Below are 23,121 nucleotides of genomic sequence, written 5' to 3' on the forward strand. Positions count from 1 at the left end.
CGGCATCGAAATCAGATGTGATTCATCATAAAGAGCCGCTAAACAGGATGAAAGTTCTCAGTGGCAGAAAGTCTGCCAACCGATATGTGTTGTCTTTTTAGCGATATATCATCCCATAAAGAAGGGCTTTGTTATGCGGCCTGATCATCAGATTCTACAGTGGTTTCTTTGGCCGATGGTTTTTTCTCTGCTTTCGGTTTGGCGGGTGTCGGTCTGCGTTTCGCGCCTAAAGCGTACAACACTTCTTCTTTGTTCTGTGCCAGATACATAGCCAGTTCTTCCTGCTTCTCTTCATCTTCCAGCAGCTCACTTTTTCCCAGTAAGGTAAATAGTTCATCTGCCATATCGAGCATTTTGTCATAAGCATCTGCCTCGGCTTTAGAGGTAAAAGTCATTTTTTCTTCTCCATTCCGCTCGACCACGTACTTGACGATTACAGCCATGGTAATTCCTCTGTCTTTTGGGTGAATGATTTAAATAAAGTACTGTTGTTTTATACAGTAAAAGGATGGGTAAGTCCATCACTGAGACGGCCATTCAAAGCAAAACTGAATAAAGCATTTCAACAGCGGATTCTGATATTTTTCTTTATGGACCAGTAACCAGAACCGGCGTCGCATATCTAAGGGTACAGGCAACTGAACTACTCTGCCATCCTGTAAAGCAGCTTTTGCTGCCAGTTGGGAAAGACAGCCAAACCCTAATCCGGCTGACACACTGTTAATCAGTGATTCAGTGGTATTGAGCTCGAAAGATTCATGCCATCGTTCCAGACGCGGTGCTACCGTTCTGAGAAAAAACTCTCTGGAACCCGAACCGGCTTCGCGTAGCAGCCAGTTACTGTTTTCAAACTCAGATAACTGAACTTTGGATTTTTTTGTCAGCGGATGTCCGGGAGAACAGATAATACACATTTCGTCCTGACTGAACTGTTTGGATACCAGAGCCGGATGCAATGTTTTTCCTTCTATCAGGGCAATGTCCAGTTCGTAATCTACCAGCTTCTGACAGATCTGAGCTGAATTAGAAATAAACAGTGTCTGTGTGCTGTGTTGATAGCGTTGGCGGAACTGGCTGAGGAGGTAAGGTGCAACCTGGTTGCCGATGGTATCACTGGCTCCGATGCGTAACTGGCCGTGGAGTCGGTTTTCATGATCAAACAACTGATCGATGTTATTGGCCCGGTTTAGCAGTTCATCGGCTAATGGCAGGAGTTTCCGTCCTTCCTGATTGAGTACCAGACGATGATTTACCCGGTCAAACAAAGCATGGCCCAGTTGTTTCTCCAGTTCGGAGAGTGCCATGCTGACGGCTGCTTTTGACAGGCACAATTCTTCCGATGCCTCCGTAAGCGTACTGTTGCGAGTGACCATGGTGAAAATGTGGAGTTGTCTGAGAGTGATGTGAGTGAGCATGTTGTATTCAGTCATCTGCGTACGGGAGAGTACATCTTTCGATATTTTATGTTTTTATTCAAGTCGGTGGCGTGGGAAAGGCAACGGGCAATATGCTAATCTAGTAGGCAATGATGGTTTTTCAGTCCGGATAACGCTTGTTTACTGTTTATCACTCAAATCAACTTGATACACTCAAGATCCTTCTGATTCATTTGATCAAAAGTGAACCGCTGGCTCATCCTTTCGAAGCCGAGCAGATTCTGGTTCAGAGTCCGGGGATGTCTCAGTGGCTGAAAATGGCACTGGCGCAGGAACTGGGAATTACGGCCAATATTGACTTTCCCCTTCCGGCGACTTTTATCTGGGAAATGTTTGCCCGGGTTCTGCCTGATGTTCCCAAACGGAGCGCTTTCAATAAAGAAGCGATGACCTGGAAACTGATGCGGTTATTGCCGGAGATGCTGGAACTGGCAGATTTTATGCCGTTGAAACAGTATCTGGCCGATGAGGATTCACAGCTGAAGCGATTCCAGCTGGCTGAAAAAATTGCAGATATCTTCGATGGTTATCTGGTTTACCGTCCTGACTGGATAGAATGCTGGGAAGATGGGGAAACGGTTGAAGCATTAGCCGGACGACATCCGTGGCAAGCGGTTCTGTGGAAGCGCCTGTTTGACGAAACCCAGTCTCTGGGGCAGTCCCATTATCACCGGGGAAATTTGTATCAGCAGTTTATTGAAAAGTTACAGCATTCCCGGATTCAAGAAGGTGTACTTCCCAAACGACTGTTTATTTTTGGTATTACGGCATTACCTCCCCGTTATATTGATGCTCTGAAGGCTTTAGGTGAACAGACGGATGTACACCTGATGCTGACCAACCCGTGCCAGCATTACTGGGGCGAAATCCGGGATCGGAAATATCTTGCCCGGATGGCGAGTCTGAAACGTAAGCAGATCGTCTTACAGGGAGAACAATTAGTAACCGGTGCTGAGCGCTCTCCACTTAAAGGAAGTATCGAAGAAAATCTTACCGATGAATTACATCTGCGTCAGGCGGTCGGAAACAGTTTGCTCGCCTCGATGGGAAAACTGGGGCGGGATAACCTTTATCTGCTGTCACAGACCGAAAGCGAAGAACATGAGTTTTTCATCGACACGCCGAGAGATACGCTGTTGCATCAGATTCAGGCTGATATCTTACATCTGGAAGAACATCAGAATGATCAGATCCTGACGTCCAGTACGCATAAGCAGGCGGTTCGTCCGGATGATAACTCCCTGTCAATTCATCAGTGTCATAGCCCATTGAGAGAAGTGGAAGTTCTGCATGATGAACTGCTGGCATTATTTGATGATATCCCGGATCTCAAACCCCGGGATGTGATCGTTATGGTTGCGGACATCAATACCTATAGTCCGGCAATTGAAGCAGTATTCGGCAATGCATCCACAGAGCGCTATATTCCTTTTTCGATCTCGGATCGAACCGCTGATCAGGAAACCCCGGTTTTACAGGCATTCATGCGCCTGCTGCAATTGCCCCGTTCCCGTTGTCTGGCTTCGGAACTGTTAGAACTGCTGGAAACGCCGACGATGCTGGCCCGTTTTGAAATGAACGATGCTGATTTTTTACAGGCAAAAAGTTGGGTTGAAGCGTCCGGTATTCGCTGGGGGCTGAATGAGCAGACGGCCGGGGAGTTTGGTTTGCCGAAGACCCGGCAAAATACCTGGGAGTTTGGTATCGAACGGATGCTGGCAGGCTATGCCATGTCTGATACGGCGATGCTGCTGGAACTGGATAACCGCAGTGTTGCACCTTATAACGAAATTCAGGGGCTGGATGCAGAGCTGGCCGGAAAGCTGGCGGCCTTTATCAGCAGAATTCGTGATTATCGTGAGAAACTGAATCAGACCTTACCGGTAGCTGAATGGCGGGTATTACTGAATGACCTGTTAGATGATTTTTTCGCGGTTTCGGTGGAAGAAGAAGTCAGTTTTCAACAGATTCGCGATACGCTGACCCACTTACAGGAGCAGTTACAGGATGCCCGTTATGACGCGCCGATCGCTCCGGATATTTTATATCATTATCTTTCCGGACAGCTGTCGAATGCCCGGGTCAGCCAGCGTTTTCTGGCCGGGCAGGTTAACTTCTGTACCCTGATGCCGATGCGTTCGATTCCCTTCCGGATTGTCTGTCTGCTGGGGATGAATGATGGGGTTTATCCCCGCAGTGTCCCGGCGGAAGGATTTGATTTAATGACGGAACAATCCCGTCCCGGCGATCGGTCACGCAGAGATGATGACCGTTATCTGTTTCTGGAAGCTCTGTTATCTGCCAGAGAACGGCTTTATATCAGTTATGTCGGGCGCTCGGTTCAGGATAATAGCATCAGTTTACCTTCCGTTCTGGTAAGTGAGCTGGTGGAATATTGTCATCAGAATTATTGTCTGGATGGGGATGCGGAGCTGGCCTGTGATGACTCCGGTGATCGTCTGATCCGGCAACTTACCTTTTCCCATCCGATGGTGCCGTACAGTCCTGATGCATTCTCTTCCGGGCACGGCAGTTATGCCCGGGAGTGGTTACCAGTTGCTTCCGGTGCAGCTCCTGAGCCCCAGCCTCAGATAACAGAATCTTCCCGGCTACCGGATTTTCTCGATGATGTGACATTTCCTCTGGAACTGGATTTTGTCGAATTACAGCGTTTCTGGCGTTTGCCTGTTCAGTATTTTTTCAACCGGCGCTTGCGGGTCTGGTTTGAAAATGAGTTGGTCTCTGTCCATGATGAAGAACCTTTTTCACTGAGTGGACTGGAGCGTTATCAATTGCTGGATGAACTGGTTGAAACCCTGCTCGAAGTGCGTGGACAGAATAGTCCTGCTCTGGATCAGAACGCAGAAGAACAGCAGATTGAGCACTTTGTCAGAGCGAAGCGGGCGCAGGGATTGTTGCCAGTCGGCGCTTTCGGTGAACTGGAGTTCCGGCAGAATTATGAACAGGCCATTGCGCTGGTTGATGTGATTGCCGGGCTTTGCTGCCAGCCACAGCCTGATCGGGAGATTAATATCCGGACTGAAGTTTTGGGTGCCGGACAGCCGATTCAGTTGCTCGGATGGGTGACAAACTGTTTTGCTGCGGGTCTGGTTCGTTACCGGGTTGGCAGAATCCGGGCGCAGGATTATCTGTCTGCCTGGCTGGACCATCTGGTGATGGCTGTAGCTGGTGAATCGTGCCCGACTCATGTGATTGGTTATGAGCAGAAAGCCGGAGTCCGCCATCTGTTTTATCCGCCGATAGAGCAAGCGCAGGCTCAGTCCTGTCTGGATGAGTTAGTACGCTTATACATTCAGGGAATGAATTATCCTTTAGCTTATTTCCCACGAACTGCACTGGCAGGTATTGAAGCGGGCTTCAATCGTCAGGGAGAATGGCATGAAGATCAGGATAAAGCGGATAAGAAAATGAGAGAAGCTTTTGTCGGCAGCGATTTCAGTGCGGTTGGCGGAGAAGGGCAGAATGCTTATATCGGCAGAATCTGGCCTCTGTGGTCAGACAAACTGAGTCAGGATGTTCGCCTTCATACAGCACTGATACTGCAAGCTCCCAGACTCTGGATCAAAGAATATACTGATGTATAACCTGGCTGCAGAGATGTAATGAAATTGCTCAGGAAAGTGGGTGGCCGCCAGGAAATCGTTATTTTGTGTAGGGTGTTTTCTGTACGGCCACAGGTCAGAGGGACCATTATTCGGTCATTGGGCATTTTACTTGGATAAACATTTGTGCTGATAAGTATCTTGCCCGAATATGGTGCGGATATTAATGATGAAAGAGTTAGTTAACCGTGAGTCAGATCTCACTCTCTTGTCTGGTATAAGGGACATGAATGGATTTCTTTCAATTCTATTGTTTAGATCACATTCTATGTTCAGGTAATCTCAAATATGCAGAATTCTGAGTATCTTAGCTCACGGCGTAGAAGTCTGATATTTGGAATCGGCTGCATTTGCGATGAACTGTAATTCTTTGAAAGGACGGGTATGAGTCACACAACCTCTGATGCCATGATTCCGTTGGAACCGATGTCTTTCCCTCTGCATGGGGCGCGTTTGATTGAAGCATCTGCCGGAACCGGGAAAACATTTACCATTGCCGGCCTGTATTTACGTTTGTTGCTGGGACATGGTGATGAACAGAGCCGCCACAGCAGTGCGTTGCGGGTTGATCAGATTCTTGTGGTGACATTTACCGAAGCGGCGACTGCTGAGCTGAAAGGACGGATCCGGGAACGGATTCATGAAGCCCGGCTGGCATTTGCCCGCAGTCATAGTGATGATTCGCTTCTACAGTTGTTTCTGGATGAAATCCCGGATCATGCAGCGGCGGCCGATGTTTTGCTGCAGGCTGAAAGAGAGATGGACACTGCGGCAATTTATACCATTCACGGTTTTTGTCAGCGAATGCTGGTGCAGAATGCTTTTGAGTCGGGCAGCCGTTTTCATCATGAATTCATCACCGATGAAAGTCGTCTGAAAGCGCAGGTTGTTGCTGACTACTGGCGTCGTCAGTTCTATCCGTTACCGGTTGAGTTAGCGGCCGAAGTCCGGCGTTTATGGCCGACGCCGGCAGATTTGCTGGCGCAGATTGCGACTTATCTGAGTGGCCATGCACCCTATCTTTCCGTCAGAGCGATGGACGCCAGCCTTGAACAGCTTCATCAGGATAACCTGCAACGTATTGTGCAGTTGAAAACACAGTGGTTAAAATTTAAGCCTGACATTGCCGGATGTATTACCGGTTCGGATGTGAATAAGCGCAGTTACACCAAAAAATCTTTGCCGCAATGGATAGAACAGGTCTCTTTGTGGGCTGAAACGGCGACAGAAAGTTACGAAATACCAGAACAACTGCTCCGTTTCTCTCAGCAAGCTTTGTATGAGAAAACGCCGCAAGGAACGCCACCGGAACATCCGTTGTTTCAGGAAATAGATGAGTTTCTGGCTATGCCGGTTTCTATTGAGGCACCTTTGAAAGCACATGCGATCGAGACATGTCGCAGTCTGTTGGTGAAGTCAAAACAGGAACAGCACTGGCTGTCGTTCGATGACTTACTTTCTCACCTTTCATCAGCATTAGATGTGGATACAACCGGTCAGTTGGCTCTGCGGATCCGGACATTGTACCCGGTGGCAATGATCGATGAATTTCAGGATACTGATCCGCTGCAATACCATATTTTCAGCAACATTTATGCACAACACCCTGAGTGTGGTCTGCTGATGATCGGCGATCCAAAACAGGCGATTTATGCTTTCCGGGGGGCAGATATATTTACCTATATCAAGGCCCGGCATCAGGTTCGTTCTCATTTCACTCTGGCGACGAACTGGCGTTCCGGCCAATCGATGATCGAAGCGGTTAACCGGCTGTTTTCATCCTCTGAGAGCCCTTTTCTTTACGATCAGGATATTCCCTTTTTCCCGGTGTCATCACCACCTCATGCCAAAGAGCGGCGCTGGCAGTTGTATCAGAAAGATCAACCGGCCATGACTTACTGGTGGCCGGACGATGATGAACCGGATGCCATCATGACAAAAGCTGATTATTACCAGATGATGGCTGATGCAACGGCAGCCCGGATTCAGACAATCTTACAGGCTGCCGATCAGGGAGAAGGAATACTTTGCTCCGGAGATGAAGAAAGAGTAATTCAGGCCGGACATATTGCAGTATTGGTCAGAACGGGTAATGAAGGACGTCTGGTGAAAGAAGCGCTGGCCCGTCAGGGAATCGCCAGTGTCTATCTTTCTAACCGGGATAGTGTGTTCGGCAGTGACATTGCTGTCGATATCCAACGGTTATTACAGGCCGTTCTGATGCCCGATCAGGAGCGTCCTTTGCGGGCAGCGCTGGCTTCTCCATTGTTCGGTCTGGATATTCACTATCTTGATGCTCTCAATATCAATGAATCCTTATGGGAAAGTGTGGTTCAGGAATTCAGGGAATACCGGAAAATCTGGTTTGAACGGGGTATTCTCCCTATGTTGCGGGCCGTTCTCTATCAGCGGCACCTTGCCGAACGCTGGCTGATGAGTAAAGGCGGAGAACGGCTTCTGACGGATTATCTGCATCTGGGGGAACTGTTGCAGCAGGCCGGTGCTGAGATCGACAGTGATCACGGGCTATTGCGCTGGCTGACCCAGTCGATCATGGATGTGAATCTGGGTAGCAGCCCGGAGGCATCGATCCAGCGTCTGGAATCGGAGAAAAATCTGGTCCAGATTGTGACGATTCATAAGTCGAAAGGGCTGGAATATGATCTGGTTTTCCTCCCTTTTGTGATGAGTTTCCGTGAGACAAAAGAAGCCCGTTATTACGATGAGACGCATGATCGTATTGTTCTGGACATGGCTCGTCGGGAAGAAGCGCTTTCTATGGCAGAAAAAGAGCGTCTGGCCGAAGATCTGCGCCTGCTGTATGTGGCTCTGACCCGTTCCGTTTTCGGGTGTTATGTTGGAATTGCTCCGTTGAAGGGCCGTTCGGTGAAAGGATCGACTGGTGCTCATTTATGTGCGATGGGATATTTATTACAGCAGGGTGAACCAGGAGATGCGGCTTTGCTGCGTCAGGGGATAGAATCTCTGCTGGATGAACATGGACAAACGGTAATGGAGGCGCCGCCACCGATTCCTGATTCGCCGCTGTCACTTTCTGATGTGCCATCGCCTGAATTATCAGCCAGACAGAAAATTCATCCGATCGAACGATTGTGGAGGATGACCAGCTACTCCAACCTGGTGAAGCAGTCGGGCCATCATGAGTTTCTGGATGCGACACGGGAAGTTCCGGGATTTGATCTGGACTCGGCTGGTGAAGCGGATGAATATGCTTTTGACCCGGAAGAGCAGACGATTTTCACTTTTCCGAAAGGGGCAACAGCCGGTACATTTTTACATAGTCTGTTTGAACAGATTGAATTCACTGAATCTCCGGAAAGCGACGCCAATACCCAGATTATACAAGTGTTGATGGAAACTGCCGCTGTCTCTGACTCCTGGCTGCCGGTCTTGCAACAGATGCTGAACCATGTTTTGCAGACACCGCTGGATGGGAAAAAATTGCGGCTTGGTCAGATCCCTGAGCGCCAGCGTTTAGTGGAAATGGAGTTTCTGTTGCCGGTTGATAAACTGCGTGCACCGATGTTGAACCGTATTCTGAAGCGGTATGATTCCTTATCCGCTCAGGCCGGAGATCTGAACTTTGCGCAGGTCAAAGGGATGCTGAAAGGTTTTATCGATCTCGTGTTTGAATATCAGGGCCAGTATTATGTGCTGGACTGGAAATCGAATCATCTGGGACATCAGTGTGAAGATTATACACCAGCCCGTCTGAAAGCCGCGATGGTCGAGCACCGTTATGACTTCCAGTATCAGATTTATTCGCTGGCACTGCACCGTTTTCTTGCCAGCCGGATTACAGATTATTCCTATGAGCAGCACTTCGGTGGCGTGTATTATATTTTTCTCCGTGGTGTGGATGGACAGACGCCGTCGGGTATTTTTTCCCATCGCCCTGACTTTGAACTGATCACGGCTCTGGACCGATTTTTTACCGGAGAGGAAGACGCGATGCGATCAACCCATGAGGGACAGATGGAGTTAGATCTATGACTGTGCTGGCTCAATCCCTTAGCTCTTTATCTGAAAAACGGGTAATTCGTCCGCTGGATCAGCAGTTTGCCCGTTTTATTTCCCGGCAATGCCCACAGGATCAGGATGCTGTAGCCTGGTTAGCAGCTCTGGTCAGCTATGAGCTTGGCCGTGGACATATCTGTGTTCCATTGGTTGGTCAGGACGGTCATGTTCAGCATTCGCTTCTGCTGTTCGGACATGCTGTCGCTGATATTCATCCGGTCAGAAGCAGCATAGAAAATCTCGATTGGTTAACGGTTATCCGGCATTGTCCATTGATCGGAGAACCGGGAAGTTACCTGCCGCTCATCTTTGACGGAGAACGTCTTTATCTGCAACGTTACTGGCACTATGAAAGTCAGTTGGCTTTTCGGTTACAGGCGCTTTCATCTCCGGTGCCGATTGATACGGAGCAAACAGAGCACTTGTTTCAAACACTGAATCAGCTGTTTCCCCGGCCATATGATGCATTATTTCAGGCATTGCAACAGGTTTCTTCGCTGGGGGAAAAACAGCGTCTGGTTTGTGAGCATCTTGATATTGTCCGGGAATCTGAGCTGGACTGGCCTGCAATTGATGAATTGTTACATCAGGTATCGGCTGACTCTGATTTATCTGCTCTGGATGTTCTTGTACCTGAATCGGTCTGTCTGAACTGGCAGAAAGTGGCTGCTGCAATTGCATTGAGCCGACGTTTTGCGGTGATCTCCGGTGGTCCGGGAACCGGAAAAACAACCACAGTGGCGAAACTACTGGCAGCCCTGATGAAGCAAAGTTCTGCAACTGCACAGCAACCGGTAATCAAGCTGGTTGCGCCAACCGGAAAAGCCGCAGCCCGTCTGACAGAGTCTATTGGTCAGGCTGTTGAGCGACTGTCTGTTTCGCCAGAGATGAAAGCACAGATACCGACTCAGGCAAGTACGTTACACCGTTTACTGGGGGCGATTCCGAATAGTGCAGAGTTCCGCCACCATCAGGGAAATCCGCTGCATGTTGATTTATTGGTTGTCGATGAGGCTTCAATGATCGATTTACCGATGATGTATAAACTGCTGACGGCTTTACCCGAACATGCCCGTTTGGTTCTACTGGGAGACAAAGATCAGCTTGCATCTGTTGAGGCCGGTGCGGTTTTAGGTGATATCTGTTCTTTTCAGTCGGCAGGGTATAGCCGGGCTCAGATAATACAACTGGAACGGTTGACCGGATACCGCTTTGATGTACTGCCGTCTCATGCTGAGGTTCCGTCACTGGCTGACAGTTTATGTCTGCTTCAGAAAAGTTATCGCTTTCACAGCCGATCCGGTATTGGTCAACTGGCAAAAGCAGTGAATTCTGGTGATATCTCCCAACTACTTCAGGTATGCCAGCAGACTCATCATGATGTACAGATCCATGCGCTTGACAGTGATAGTTATCACCAGATGCTACAGACACTGGTCAGTGAGTATGCCGGTTATCTGGACGCCATTGCCCGTTATACCTCAGAACCTGATGAGATGAGCCCTGAGAAAAAAGCGGAATATGTCCTGCACTTATTTCATCGTTGCCGGTTGCTGTGTGCGGTCAGAGAGGGTGATTTTGGTGTTACGGGTGTGAACCAGAGAATTGAACGTGCTTTAAGCCGTCATCAGTTAATTCGTAAAGATGATGAACAATGGTACGAAGGGCGGCCAGTCATGATTAGCCGTAATGATCACCATCTTGGCTTATATAATGGAGATATCGGGATCTGTATGCGGGATCCACAGGATGAGCGGCTGAAGGTTTATTTTGAGCAGTTTGACGGTAAAGTCCGGGGCTTTCTGCCCAGTCGGATTCCCGAGCATGAAACCGCTTATGCGATGACCATTCACAAATCGCAGGGAAGTGAGTTTGATTTCACGTTACTGCTTTTGCCTCCGGATCACACGCCGATTCTGACTCGTGAGTTGGTTTATACCGGCATTACCCGGGCCAGAAAACGACTGGCGCTGTTTACATCTCAGAAAATTCTGCAGGCGGCTGTCCGGGTGAAAACACAACGGGTGAGTGGTTTAAGGCAAAAAATGGAAGTTTAATTTTTTGACCAATTCCGGAGGTTACCGGAATTGGTGTTTTCTGATAGGTCAGTGATTATTGGCTCAGAGATGCCTGAGTGAAGGTGATACTACGAATTTTATAACGTGACTGACATTCCAGAATAAACGTCTTCACTTGTTCATTCACCGGGAAAACACAGTGGACATTGTGACCTTCTAAAAACTGGTGATCTCCCATATCCCAGAAACTCTGGAGTGAATTACAAATTACAGTTTTCATATTTTTCGTGCTCTTAATAACTATATTAGTGACTAAAAGCATCCTTGCGTCTATCTCAATTCAGAGATAAATACCTTGATCCGTGTTGCAAAATTTATAACCAGTATTTGAGTGCGGGGATTTTACACAATCTGCGTGTGGAGTAAAGCTGTTTGTTTTTTATCCGGTATGGATAGCGTGCGAGGAAGTGGTTTAACTGGATAGCGAAAGGCGGAATCCAGCTTAGTGACTCTGCCTCGTCGGAAGCAGAGTCACTGACCCGGACCACAGTCTTATAGTTCAAGACTCAGGATCTTGGAACGACGTTGATAGTTATACAAATTTTGTTTGGTTGCCGGTAGTGATTCGACATCCATTTCTACAAATCCCTGTTCTCTGAACCAGTGCAGACTGTGTGTTGTCAGCACAAACATCTGGTTGATTCCCATATTTTTCGCCTGATGCTTCATATGATTGAGTAACAGGAGTCCGCGATTGCTGTCCCGGTATTCATTGTGGATTGCGACACAGGCCATTTCCGCCATACTCTCTTCAATATAAGGATAGAGTGCGGCACATCCGATAATCAGACCATCGCGATCAATGATGGTGAAGCGGTGAATTTCCTGTTCAAGTTGTTCTCTGGAGCGACGGACCAGAATACCAGCCTCTTCCAATGGCTGAATTAAGTCAAAAATTCCGCCGATATCATCGATGGTCGCCTGACGAATTTGTTCTGAACTGGCCATGACAACCTGAGTTCCGATACCATCAAAGGAGAACAGTTCCTGAATCAGCGCCCCATCTTCTTTGTAGCTGACTAAGTGGCTGCGGGGAACACCGGCACGACAGGCGGAAATCGCCGCTCTGAGGAAACGGATTCTGCCGGTACTGCTGTCCTGTTGTTCTCCGGTTTCGGTTTCCATCCGGTGGAGCAGTTTTTCCACATCAGCCGGAAAGAGTTCGGCAATTGCATTACCGTTTTCATCAATGATGCCCTGTTCGGAACAGAACCCGATCAGTTTGTCAGCCTTAAGGCGAATGGCTACCTGAGTGGCAACCTCCTCAGAAAGCAGGTTAAAGCATTCTCCGGTGACTGAGCTGGCAATCGGCCCGAGCAGGACGATTGAACCTTGCTCCAAGGCCCGGTTGATGCCGTCGATATTGATTCGGCGTACGCGGCCGCTGTGACAGTAGTCAATGCCATCGTCAATCCCTAAAGGTTGGGCAATGACAAAGTTACCGCTGACGATATTCAGCTGATTTCCGGCCATCGGAGTATTATTCAGACTCAGAGATAGTTTTCCGGTAATCGAGAGCTGAAGTTGCCCGGCGGCCTGCATGACCAGCGGTAAGGCTTTCTCGTGTGTGATCCGAATGCCTTTATGGTAAGGCGTTGTACATGCCTGTTCCTGTAAAATCTGGTTAATCTGGGGACGGGCACCATGGACAACGACCAGTTTCACTCCCAGGCTGTGGAGCAATGCAATATCACTGATGATATTGGTGAAATTTTTATCGGCTACCGCTTCTCCGCCGAGCATGATAACCATTGTTTTACCACGGTGAGCGTTCACATATGGGGTAGACTGACGAAAGCCTTTAACAAGCGCAGTACTTCTGATCTTCACAGTAATCAATGTCCATGTTTATTTATGTTGAAATAATGACTTTTTATTCATTTTTGAGCAAGTGTTTTTTATGGCTTTTTCATACTTCGTTTTCTGGCGGTCAGAAGTTGATAAATTCAGTCAAAATATCGGTTCTGCCGATTGCAGATGATGGACCAATTTGTCATGCTTTGCCAACCGTAAATGATGGAAAACGAAACGTGAAAAAAATATTGGGATTGATGCTGGCTTCTGTGGTGCTCAACGGGTGTGTTCACCCAACTGATCGTGCTCAGCAATATCTCGACGGAACGCTGTCGAATGCCCTGAACCGGACTGAACAGATTCAGTCTGATGTTCCCCGGGATTTCACTGAATTTAGCCGTCAGAGTGAACTGGTTGTCGAAAATTCACCATCACTGGCTGCACTTTATCAGCCGCTCTACCAGCATTTGCAGGAATGGGTACAACAGAGTGGTGATCCGGCTGAACTGCAACAGTACGGGATTCAGGCTGCTCAACTCAGAGGCGGTGACCAGCGGGGAAATGTGTTATTTACCGGTTATTTTTCTCCGGTTATTGAACTACGCCATACTCCGGATGCCGTTTTCCGTTACCCGTTATACGGGCAGCCGGCTCCGACATGTGATGAAACGTGCCCGACCCGGGCGCAGATTTATGCTGGTGCACTTCATGGACTTGGACTGGAACTGGGTTACGCGGCAAACCTGATCGATCCGTTTATTATGGAAGTTCAGGGCAGTGGTTTCGTTCATTTCGGTGATGACGATTCTCTGGAGTATTTTGCTTACGCCGGTAAAAATAACAAAGCCTACGTCAGCATCGGTAAAGTGTTGATTGAGCAGGGCGAGATTCCGCGCAAGAAAATGTCTCTGAAAGCGATCAAGCACTGGGTGATGACACATCAGGAAGAGGAAGTGAAAGCTTTACTGGAACAGAATCCTTCCTATGTATTTTTTGAACCGAGGGCAGCGGCTCCGGTGACCGGTTCGGCAGGGATTCAACTGTTGCCGATGGCTTCCGTTGCCGGTGACCGGCGACTTTTCCCGATGGGAACACCGATTCTGGCCGAAGTTCCGTTGCTGAATGCCGATGGAAGCTGGAGTGGCACACATGAATTACGACTTCTGATTGTTCTGGATACCGGCGGGGCCGTCAAAGATAATCACCTCGATCTTTATCACGGCATGGGAGAACGGGCTGGTATTGAGGCGGGACATTACCGGCATTTCGGCCGGGTGTGGAAACTGGGGCTGGAAAACTCTTCGACTCAGGCTCCCTGGGCTTTACCTCCGGAAAAGTTAGAATAGTTTTCCCGTGGTGTTCTAGACTTTTTGAGCAAGAGTGCGTATAAAACGCACTCTTTCTTTTTCAAGAGAGTTTTTCAAAATAGTTTTTTCAAGATAGCTTCTACTTTGGATAATGTGATGCGTGAATTAGATACTCCGGCTTCTGAAGATTACAACCAGCGTTTTGGCGGAACCCGTCGTCTTTATGGTTATGATGAAGTCGAGATACTCCGTGCTGCTCATGTCTGTGTGATTGGTCTCGGTGGTGTGGGTTCATGGGGAGCTGAAGCCCTGGTGAGAACGGGAATCGGCGAGCTGACTCTGATCGATATGGATGATGTTTGTGTCACCAATGTCAATCGTCAGATTCATGCAATGCACGGTACGGTTGGTCAGAGCAAAATTGAAGTCATGGCTGAACGAATCCGGTTGATCAATCCTGAGTGCCGGGTCAATCTTATCGATGATTTTATTTCTCCGGAGAATCAGCATTTGTATCTGAAGCCTGAATTTGATTATGTGCTGGATGCAATTGACAGTCTGAAAGCAAAAGCGTCCTTACTGGCTTATTGCCGTCGTAATAAAATAAAAGTGATCACGACCGGTGGTGCCGGCGGTCAGACAGATCCGACCCAGATACAGGTCGCGGATCTGACCAAGACGATTCAGGATCCGTTAGCGAAGAAACTGAAAGATCGTCTGCGCCGGGAGCACAATTTCCCGAAAAATCCGGCTCGTAAGTTTGGCATTGAATGTGTGTTTTCGACGGAGCAACTGAAATATCCGCAAGCGGATGGTTCGGTCTGTGCGGCAAAATCGACCGCAGAGGGGCCGAAACGGATGGATTGTGCAACGGGCTTCGGGGCTGCCACTATGGTCACTGCCAGCTTTGGTTTTGTGGCTGCGGCTAAAATTGTGGAAAAACTGATCCGGAAATATAAATAAAGGGTACAGTGATGTCAGATTTACCGCCTTCACCTTTTGGCAGCCAGATTACTGCCGATGAAATTCAGCAGGTTATGGAAAATTTTCATAGCTGGGAAGATAAATACCGTCAGGTTATTCAGTGGGGAAAACAACTGCCGGCGATGCCGGAGAGTCTGAAGTCCGGACAGGTTCAGATTTCAGGATGTGAGAGTCAGGTCTGGCTGGTGGCTGAATCAGAACAGGATAAGTGGTTTTTTTGTGCTGACTCTGATGCGAGGATTGTCCGGGGACTGATTGCGATTGTGATGGCTGCTTATCAGGGAAAAACGAGTGAAGAGATTGCCGCTTTCCCGATTGAAGACTACTTTTCCCGGCTGGGCCTGATGAGTCATCTGAGTCCGTCCCGGGGGAACGGACTTCGGGCGATTGTCAGACAGATTCAGACGTTGAGCCAGCGTTAATTAGGAAGTCTTCCTAGAAAAAACTCAGCGCTTTTTCCAGTGCTGAGATGAATTTTCTGACATCTTCGGTTGTGTTGTAAATGCCGAAAGAAAGACGAATGGTTCCCTGAATGCCAAAAGCATCCATACAAGGATGTGCGCAGTGATGACCGGCTCTGACGATGATTCCCTGTTGATCCAGAAGTGTAGCAACATCCTGATGATGAACACCTTCAACGACAAAACTCAGGATACTGGCATTCGGCTGGTATCCGATCACCCGAATCTCTTCATGCTGGCTTAAGGCTTGATAGGTCATGTGCTGTAACTGGTGCAGGTGTTGTTCTATCTGAGTAAAATCAAAAGACTGATACCAGCGAATAGCTTCAGCCAGCGTAATTGCCCCGGCAATATTTGGTGTTCCTGCTTCGAACTTTCCGGGCAATCCGGCGAATGTAGTCTTCTCAAAAGAGACTTTTTCTACCATTTTCCCGCCACCGTGCCACGGTGGCATTGCATTCAGCAGGCTTTTCTTGCCGTACAGCACACCGATTCCTGTCGGCGCGTATAGTTTATGTCCGGAGAACACATAAAAGTCTGCATCCATATCAATCATATTAACCGGCTCATGGACGATCCCCTGTGCACCATCAACCACGACCAGCGCGCCATACTTATGGGCCAGTGGAATAATGGATTCAAGCGGATTCCGGGTGCCGGTAACATTCGTCATCTGTGCGACAGCGACCAGTCTGGTTCTGGCATTGAGCAGTTGAGTATATTCATCCCAGCCGAACTCTCCCCGCGGGCTCATCGGGATTTTTACCACTCGGGCGCCGGTCTGTTCCGCAACCAATTGCCATGGCACGATATTGGCGTGATGTTCGCTTTCACTGACCAGAATTTCATCTCCCGGATTCAGGTTTGTTCTTCCCCAGCTCTGGGCGATCAGATTTAAGGCTTCCGTGGCACCTCGCGTCCAGATAATTTCCTGTTCTGAGGCAGCACCGATAAAATGGGAAACCAGTAATCGGGCTTCTTCGAATGCCTGTGTCGCCCCTGCTGTCAGGTGATGGCTGCCCCGGTGAACATTTGCGTTCTGATTCTGGTAATAGTGAGACAGACGATCAATCACGCATTGTGGTTTTTGCGTGGTCGCTGCGCTATCCAGATAGACATAGGACGCATGGTTTAATGCAGGAAACTGTTGCTGTATTGACGAAATATCAAGTGCCATTTCTGTTACGACTCGTGTTTCGGTTGATAAGGTGTGATTTCTGAGGAAGGCACCATTGGTTCGGCAACCTGCCACATGTGCTGTGCTCCGGAGAGCAGACGAACAATTTCCAGAGAAAATTCCAGTGCAGTTCCTGGCCCCTGACTGGTGAGCAGGTTGGCCGGTTCATCATAAACAACCCGTAGAGTACTTTTCTGGGATTCCGGAATCTGATGATGAAATCCCGGATGGCAGGTGAGCAGGGCATCCGGAAAAAGCTGATGATGCTGTAATACGACTGCCGGAGCTGCACAAATGGCTGCGACCAGTCTCCTTGCCTGTTTCTGCTGTCTGAGCAGCTCGATGAGTTGTGGGTTATCTCTGAAGTTTTCTGCTCCGCCAAGACCGCCGGGAAGAATAATTGCGTCAAACGGTTCCCTGATAACCTCGCTCAGGCGTGTCTCTGCTGTCAGAATTACGCCACGGGAGGCTTTCAGCACCAGTTGTTCTGTCGGATCTGCACTGGCGATCACAACATCATAGCCGGCCCGTACCATCACATCGATAATGGTAATGGCTTCCATTTCTTCACTGCCGGTTGCAACAGGAACTAAGACTTTATGACTCATATTCATGACTCCCACTGTTTTTCCAGGGCTTTGATTTGTTGATATAAAGCTTCATTTTCAGGAACCGGAATCCCGTGTCGTCCGGCAGTTCTGATCAGATGTCCGGTAATAAAGTCTATTTCAGTTTTTCTCTGATGGAAAACATCCTGATGCATTGATGAGTGATTTTTGGCCGTTGCTGTAATGACCTGGTGAATATGATCGGTTAATTCCTCCAGGCTGACCGGAATATTTTCAGCGATCATCACTGCGGTAATTTCGGTGATAAGCGCAGAAATAATGCCTTGGAATTCTGGTGTTGCCAGATCTCCATTCGCACATTGATGAAGGGCTGTTAACGGATTAATGACACAATTAACGGCTAGTTTTCGCCATAGCGCGTGTTCAATCTGATGATGCCAGTACACCTCTGGCAGAGCATGATGTAAAACGTCGGTCAGGAACTGGCACTGGCAGCCTTTCTCATTGGCTGCACCAATGAACGTTTCCCCTTGGCCGGTATGGATGAGCCGGGATGGAGATGGTTTGAATGCACCGTGAGTTGTGGTTGCCAGTATGACAGGATGAGTCTGCAATAACGTACCAATTGAAGTAAGGCTTCCCATGCCGTTATGCATGAGTACCAGCATTGTATCCGGATGAATCAGATGTATCAGTGGTGAAAGAGCAGAGGAAATCTGCCAGGCCTTGACGGTTATCAAAATCAGATCGGCGTTCCTGATGTCTTCTATCTGGTGATTACGGAAAGAGCAGGGTTGCTCACCAAACTGTACTTGATATGGCGATTTTGTTTGTCTGGCAATGACGGAGACTCTATGTCCGTCCTGCTGTAATTTTACGGCCCAGAGAGAGCCGATAGCTCCCGGACCGATCACCAGAATGTTCATGCTTTGCTATGGCTCATCTATTTGTCTTGATCGTTTAGCGGCAGTCTAATCAAGCGTGATTTAAATGCAATCCTGATTTCTGGATGTTTTGGCTTTTTCCAACAGACGAGTGAAATAATGCCGGAGTGAATAGAGCATAATCAGGCTAGGGATGACCATGACGGCCGTCAGCACAAAAAACAGCGACCAGTTATCAAGATAATCGACCAAAGCACCACTGAATGAAGAAAGTACCGTGCGTCCGGCATTTCCCAAAGAAGCCAATAGTGCGTATTGGGTTGCAGAAAAGGCTTGTCCGGTCATCAGTGTCAGGAATGAGACAAAGGCCACCGTGGAGAAAGCGGTGGTAAAGTTATCGACGATCACGGTCGCGAGAAAGAGGTGTTCATTGGGGCCGGCCTGAGCAATCCATGAAAACATCAGATTGCTGGCTGACATGGCAACACCGCCGATCATCAGCCCTTTGACAATACCGAAGCGGACGGTAACCATGCTGCCAAGCAGGGTAAAGAACATAGTGGCCCACCAACCGAGCATTTTCGAGTAGTAGCCAATCTGCTCATTGCTGAAACCTACCTCTCGGTAGAATGAAATTGACATCTTCCCGAGGAAGGCTTCCCCGATTTTGAACAGAAATACGAATAACAGAATGGTCAGTGCAACCCGGGTTCCATTCCGTTTAAAGAAATCGATAAATGGTTCCACAACAGTTACTGAAATCCACAGCAGGATCGGAGACTCGATATATTTGTGATGGCGAGCTTCTGCCTGTTGCTGTAAACGATCCCGGTGAGTGACCGGCTCTCGGGTCATCAGCGTAAACGCCATCAGTATCACCATGACAGCGGCCATACCAAAGTAAACAGCATTCCAGCCATACTGATCCGCATTGGTAAATGCTAGATATCCCGGCAGGGAATAGCCCGTCCACCAACCGATAACAGCCATCGCCGAAGCCTGAGGAAGTTTAGATTCTTCCGCTTTACTGAAACTATCGATCCGGAAGGCATCAATGGCAATATCCTGAGTTGCCGAGAAAAAGGCAATCACCAGTGCAACCAGATAAGTCATCATAAAATGGGTAGAAGGATTAGAAAATGAGGCAATTAGCAAAGTGCACAAAAGAATAATGCTCTGGCACACGATAATCCAGCTGCGGCGCTGTCCCAGACGTCGGCCCAGCAAGGGAAGATGGATACGGTCAACGAGTGGTGACCAGAGAAAGTTCACCGAGTAAACGACGAAAATACTACTGAAATAACCGATATCCGTGTTGGTGAATCCGGCGTCCTTCAGCCAGCCGGACATGTTGGAACCAATCAATACCCAGGGAAAGCCACTAGAGCATCCGAGCATTAAAACCCATGCCAGACGTTTATCCAGATAGCTCTGAATAGTGGCTTTCCATGTATTGGATGTTTTTTGCAACGAAAAAACCTCTATTGTTCCGATGGCATCGTTGCAGCGTCTTTTTCAGAGACAACAGAAACACGCGTGATAATGATGGGTTTGACCGGGACGTCCTTCATATATTTCTGACTACCGGTTTTCTGTTTGCCAATATCCTGAATAACTTCAAAACCAGAGGTGACCTGACCAAAAACAGCATAGCCCGGAGGTCGCTCTCCGTAATTGAGAAAATCATTATCAACCAGGTTAATGAAAAATTGCCGGGTTGCAGAATTCGGATCCTGAGTTCTGGCCATTGCAATCGTGCCGGTCTGATTTAACAGACCATTACTGGCTTCATTGGCTATCGGCGGATAAGTACTCAGACGCTCCATTTGCGTACTGAAACCACCACCCTGAACCATGAAACCGGGAATGACCCGGTGGAAAATACTTCCGACATAACTGCCGTCTTCTACATAGCGCAGAAAGTTTTCGACAGTGACTGGCGCTTTTTCTGAATTGAGTTCGACAGTAAAGGAACCAAGCGTGGTTTCAAATTCCACGCTTGGTGTTGCAAAAACGCCGATACTGAACAGAGAAAAAACTGAGCAGGCCAGTAAGGCTGAGAAGCGATGCTTACGCATTAAAAGTGCTCCTGCATGTAGTTTTTCAGTTCGTCATCCTGAGCAACCTTTTTCAGAACCAGATTGACGACATCGTTAAAGACCATCTCGATGTCTTCATTCGATGCACTGAATGCCGATGTTTTCTTCGCTGTGCCATGGTAAGTTTTTACCAGCTTTCCGGTTGGCGTTTCGGCAGTGATTTCAAGTACAACACTCGCATTCATTTCGCTTTCCATGATGGAATGTTTGACTGAAACCAGTGCTTCCTGAATCTCAACTGTCACTGAATTTTCACTGTTGACGCTGGTTGTGAAACCTTGTGAGGAGAACTGCTGTGATAAAGCATTTTCAATTGCAATACGAACATTCTGACGGGCATGAACCGGTTCGATATGTGCACGTCCGCTATCAACTAACGCAACATATTGAGAGGTTCTGATATCTTTACTCATCAGAGTAAAAGATTTCCCTTTAACAATATCACTCTGGCTGAGGGCCGGCTGAGGGGCAAAGTTGATTTGTTGCTGCTGCGGGCCTGAACAGGCGGCAAGCAATGCGACAGTCGCTGCAATAACCAGTTTTTTCATGAGCGGTTCCTTGTTCAAAATCGAGTAATCACATTAACAGATATGTGTGGAAAACCAAGTCTGTGTGGAAAACCAAGTACGTGTAGAAAACCAAGTACGTGTAGAAAACCAAAGTTGTGCGGTCCATTGGGAACCACACAGATAGCTAATGTTGAAACGGAAGAGATAAGGCATCGGTTTTTCATCGTGCGTTCTTCGGGTTTCATTCATCTGACCGAAAAAATCAGAAGCTTTAGCAAGTTACTGTTTAGTTGCCTGTAAGATAACAAATTTTCTGTTGGCCGCGACAGTTTTTACGTTAGATTTTCCAAATATTCTTGTGAGCTTTCCATCGTAGCCGAGGTGACGGTTACCGATCACTAATAATTCACCTCTCTTTTCCAGAACATGCTTTGCATCACAGAACATCTGCCAGGCAATATGATCGGTGATAGCATTTTGCTGGTGAAATGGTGGATTACATAAAACCAGATCAGCCGATGCTGATGCAAAACCATCCAGACAATTATTAGCGATACATTGCATATTTTCCCGTTTACCGAAGTGATATTGCAGATTTCGTCGGGCAGACTCGACCGCCATAAAACTTTCATCAATGCAGGCGAGGGCGGCTTGTGGATTTAATTGTCCGGCTTTTACTGTGAGTACGCCATTCCCACACCCTAAATCAATGATATGTCGGTAACCAGGGTTCTCCGGAATATGAGAAAGAAAAAAGCGGGCGCCTAAATCAAGGCTTTCTCCGGAAAATACATTGGGCAGGTTGACTAAACGGATCGATTCATTTTCTATATCGACATTCCATATTTGCTCCGGATCTGTCGGGTTGGGCGCTGGGGTGTCTGGTCTGGAGAAAATCAGGCGATGTTTTTTCCAGGCAAGCGATGTTTTGGTTGTCCCCAGGTATTTTTCAAATAGTTGCAGGGTTGAAGTGTGAATTTCTTTGGCTTTGTTCACGGCAATCACTTGGCATGTCTCCGGCAGACTTGCGCGGAGCTGACTCAGTTGCCAGATAAGGTGGCGGTTACTCTTGGGGAGCTGGAACAATACCAGCTCCGTATTGACAGGAATATCAGCCATCGTCGTCAGACAGGTGATTGGTGGGTTAGCATTTCGCTCAAGATTTCTTCGGGTTCCCTGATGTGCCAGAAATGAATCGCTCATCATGGTGACTTGATGTTCTCGGGCAAACCAACATGAAAGGGCACCAAAGTGATCATTGAGAATCAACAGATGCCTTCCGGGAGATAATGCCATCTCTTCAACATGACGGATCAGATATTCGTCTCCGGCATCCCACGCTTGTAGATTTTCATAAGATTGTTCCGGATAGCGAAGGAGTGTCAGGGTTTGTTCGTTTAATGACAGTTCTGTCTTCATCGTTTTTAAAATGGTTCTGGTCAGTTAAATTATCGATTATTGTCGCAAATGCAGCACAAACAGGAAACTGAAACCTTTTGCGAAACGTCAGAGAGTAGTAGTATATGGCGCCACAGGTCTACCGGAACGTTTTCTTCTATGTGCTCAACACGATTTTTCCGGTCACCTCGGAGAGAGAAAGTACATGATACAAGAAACTATTGAAGCCAAGTTACATCAGGCATTTCAGCCAGAACATCTGCAAGTGCTTAATGAAAGCTACATGCATAATGTACCAGCTGGATCAGAAAGTCATTTCAAGGTTGTGATTGTCAGCCCTTCCTTTGATGGTCGGCGCTTAATCGAACGTCACCGTGCGGTAAATCAGGTTTTAGCTGATGAACTGGCCGGTCAGGTTCACGCATTATCGATTCATACCTATACTCCAGAACAGTGGCAACAGGATTTTCAGGCTCCTGAAAGCCCGATGTGCCATGGCGGTAGTCATGAGAATAATTAGTCAATGGTGAATCGAATCTATTCGCAACAATAAAATATGAATGTGTCCGGTTACGGTTGTTTGTACTCTGAATCTGTTTATCTATTCGATTGAGCTGGTGAATCATTGAACATTTGTGTCTTTGAAACCGCTTAAAATGAAGTGTGCTATTCATCAAATTTATGATGATTTATTGCATTAAATTGCATCATTATGAAGAAAGAAAAGCAGGTTTGGTCATGGCATCAAATGCCTAAAAGATGGT

At 47.8% G+C, this 23,121-nt stretch carries 18 protein-coding genes; 7 read left to right on the forward strand and 11 right to left on the reverse strand.

What is annotated here, in order from left to right; all coding sequences use genetic code 11:
• Positions 1 to 131 precede the first annotated feature (131 nt).
• Complete coding sequence (locus OCU74_RS03970; protein ID WP_087480351.1) at positions 132 to 443, reverse strand: YebG family protein; 312 nt, start codon at positions 441 to 443, stop codon at positions 132 to 134.
• A 78-nt stretch (positions 444 to 521) separates the two neighbouring features.
• Entirely contained in the window at positions 522 to 1,415 is an 894-nt protein-coding gene (locus tag OCU74_RS03975; RefSeq protein ID WP_087480352.1) for a LysR substrate-binding domain-containing protein, read from the reverse strand.
• A 137-nt stretch (positions 1,416 to 1,552) separates the two neighbouring features.
• Here OCU74_RS03975 and recC point away from each other — a divergent pair, with 137 nt between their 5' ends.
• From recC to recD, 3 genes are all read left to right on the forward strand, one after another.
• A complete protein-coding gene (recC, locus tag OCU74_RS03980) occupies positions 1,553 to 5,041 on the forward strand; it encodes an exodeoxyribonuclease V subunit gamma (protein ID WP_087480353.1) in 3,489 nt (1,162 codons plus the stop codon).
• Positions 5,042 to 5,443: 402 nt separating this feature from the next.
• A complete protein-coding gene (recB, locus tag OCU74_RS03985) occupies positions 5,444 to 9,073 on the forward strand; it encodes an exodeoxyribonuclease V subunit beta (RefSeq protein ID WP_087480354.1) in 3,630 nt (1,209 codons plus the stop codon).
• Positions 9,070 to 11,154, forward strand: a complete 2,085-nt coding sequence (gene recD / locus OCU74_RS03990) for an exodeoxyribonuclease V subunit alpha (protein ID WP_087480355.1) — start codon at positions 9,070 to 9,072, stop codon at positions 11,152 to 11,154. The genes recB and recD overlap by 4 nt, the downstream gene beginning before the upstream one ends.
• Positions 11,155 to 11,209: 55 nt before the next feature.
• Here recD and OCU74_RS03995 read toward each other — a convergent pair whose 3' ends face one another.
• Positions 11,210 to 11,395, reverse strand: coding sequence for a hypothetical protein (locus OCU74_RS03995; RefSeq protein ID WP_087480356.1), 186 nt, complete (start codon positions 11,393 to 11,395; stop codon positions 11,210 to 11,212).
• A gap of 272 nt (positions 11,396 to 11,667) precedes the next feature.
• The gene (argA, locus tag OCU74_RS04000) at positions 11,668 to 13,005 is read right to left on the reverse strand and encodes an amino-acid N-acetyltransferase (protein ID WP_087480357.1); all 1,338 of its coding nucleotides are present in this window, start codon (positions 13,003 to 13,005) and stop codon (positions 11,668 to 11,670) included.
• A 200-nt stretch (positions 13,006 to 13,205) separates the two neighbouring features.
• Between argA and mltA the strand changes: the two genes are divergently transcribed.
• The 3 genes from mltA (at position 13,206) to csdE (ending at position 15,682) form a co-directional block, all read left to right on the forward strand.
• Positions 13,206 to 14,315: a murein transglycosylase A gene (gene mltA / locus OCU74_RS04005; protein ID WP_261856158.1), complete on the forward strand. Its 1,110-nt coding sequence runs from the start codon at positions 13,206 to 13,208 to the stop codon at positions 14,313 to 14,315.
• A 117-nt stretch (positions 14,316 to 14,432) separates the two neighbouring features.
• Positions 14,433 to 15,239, forward strand: coding sequence for a tRNA cyclic N6-threonylcarbamoyladenosine(37) synthase TcdA (gene tcdA, locus OCU74_RS04010; RefSeq protein ID WP_087480358.1), 807 nt, complete (start codon positions 14,433 to 14,435; stop codon positions 15,237 to 15,239).
• Positions 15,240 to 15,250: 11 nt separating this feature from the next.
• Positions 15,251 to 15,682 carry a cysteine desulfurase sulfur acceptor subunit CsdE gene (gene csdE, locus OCU74_RS04015; protein ID WP_087480359.1) on the forward strand — a complete coding sequence of 144 codons (432 nt, stop codon included), beginning with the start codon at positions 15,251 to 15,253 and terminating at the stop codon, positions 15,680 to 15,682.
• A gap of 13 nt (positions 15,683 to 15,695) precedes the next feature.
• Here the strand turns inward: csdE and csdA are convergent, their stop codons facing one another.
• From csdA to OCU74_RS04050, 7 genes are all read right to left on the reverse strand, one after another.
• Positions 15,696 to 16,898: a cysteine desulfurase CsdA gene (csdA, locus tag OCU74_RS04020; RefSeq protein ID WP_087480360.1), complete on the reverse strand. Its 1,203-nt coding sequence runs from the start codon at positions 16,896 to 16,898 to the stop codon at positions 15,696 to 15,698.
• A gap of 5 nt (positions 16,899 to 16,903) precedes the next feature.
• Complete coding sequence (locus OCU74_RS04025) at positions 16,904 to 17,506, reverse strand: DJ-1 family glyoxalase III (RefSeq protein ID WP_087480361.1); 603 nt, start codon at positions 17,504 to 17,506, stop codon at positions 16,904 to 16,906.
• A gap of 2 nt (positions 17,507 to 17,508) precedes the next feature.
• A complete protein-coding gene (panE, locus tag OCU74_RS04030; RefSeq protein WP_087480362.1) occupies positions 17,509 to 18,393 on the reverse strand; it encodes a 2-dehydropantoate 2-reductase in 885 nt (294 codons plus the stop codon).
• Positions 18,394 to 18,453: 60 nt separating this feature from the next.
• The gene (locus OCU74_RS04035; protein ID WP_234993564.1) at positions 18,454 to 19,821 is read right to left on the reverse strand and encodes an AmpG family muropeptide MFS transporter; all 1,368 of its coding nucleotides are present in this window, start codon (positions 19,819 to 19,821) and stop codon (positions 18,454 to 18,456) included.
• Between the two features lie 11 nt (positions 19,822 to 19,832).
• The gene (locus OCU74_RS04040; protein ID WP_087480363.1) at positions 19,833 to 20,429 is read right to left on the reverse strand and encodes a peptidylprolyl isomerase; all 597 of its coding nucleotides are present in this window, start codon (positions 20,427 to 20,429) and stop codon (positions 19,833 to 19,835) included.
• Positions 20,429 to 20,998 carry a YajG family lipoprotein gene (locus OCU74_RS04045; RefSeq protein WP_087480364.1) on the reverse strand — a complete coding sequence of 190 codons (570 nt, stop codon included), beginning with the start codon at positions 20,996 to 20,998 and terminating at the stop codon, positions 20,429 to 20,431. Before OCU74_RS04045 ends, OCU74_RS04040 begins: the two co-directional genes overlap by 1 nt.
• A gap of 240 nt (positions 20,999 to 21,238) precedes the next feature.
• Positions 21,239 to 22,378, reverse strand: a complete 1,140-nt coding sequence (locus OCU74_RS04050) for a methyltransferase (RefSeq protein ID WP_087480365.1) — start codon at positions 22,376 to 22,378, stop codon at positions 21,239 to 21,241.
• 184 nt (positions 22,379 to 22,562) lie between these two features.
• Between OCU74_RS04050 and OCU74_RS04055 the strand changes: the two genes are divergently transcribed.
• A complete protein-coding gene (locus OCU74_RS04055; protein ID WP_087480366.1) occupies positions 22,563 to 22,877 on the forward strand; it encodes a BolA family protein in 315 nt (104 codons plus the stop codon).
• Positions 22,878 to 23,121 lie beyond the last annotated feature (244 nt).

It is taken from the genome of Vibrio mangrovi, from assembly GCF_024346955.1.
Taxonomy (GTDB): domain Bacteria; phylum Pseudomonadota; class Gammaproteobacteria; order Enterobacterales; family Vibrionaceae; genus Vibrio; species Vibrio mangrovi.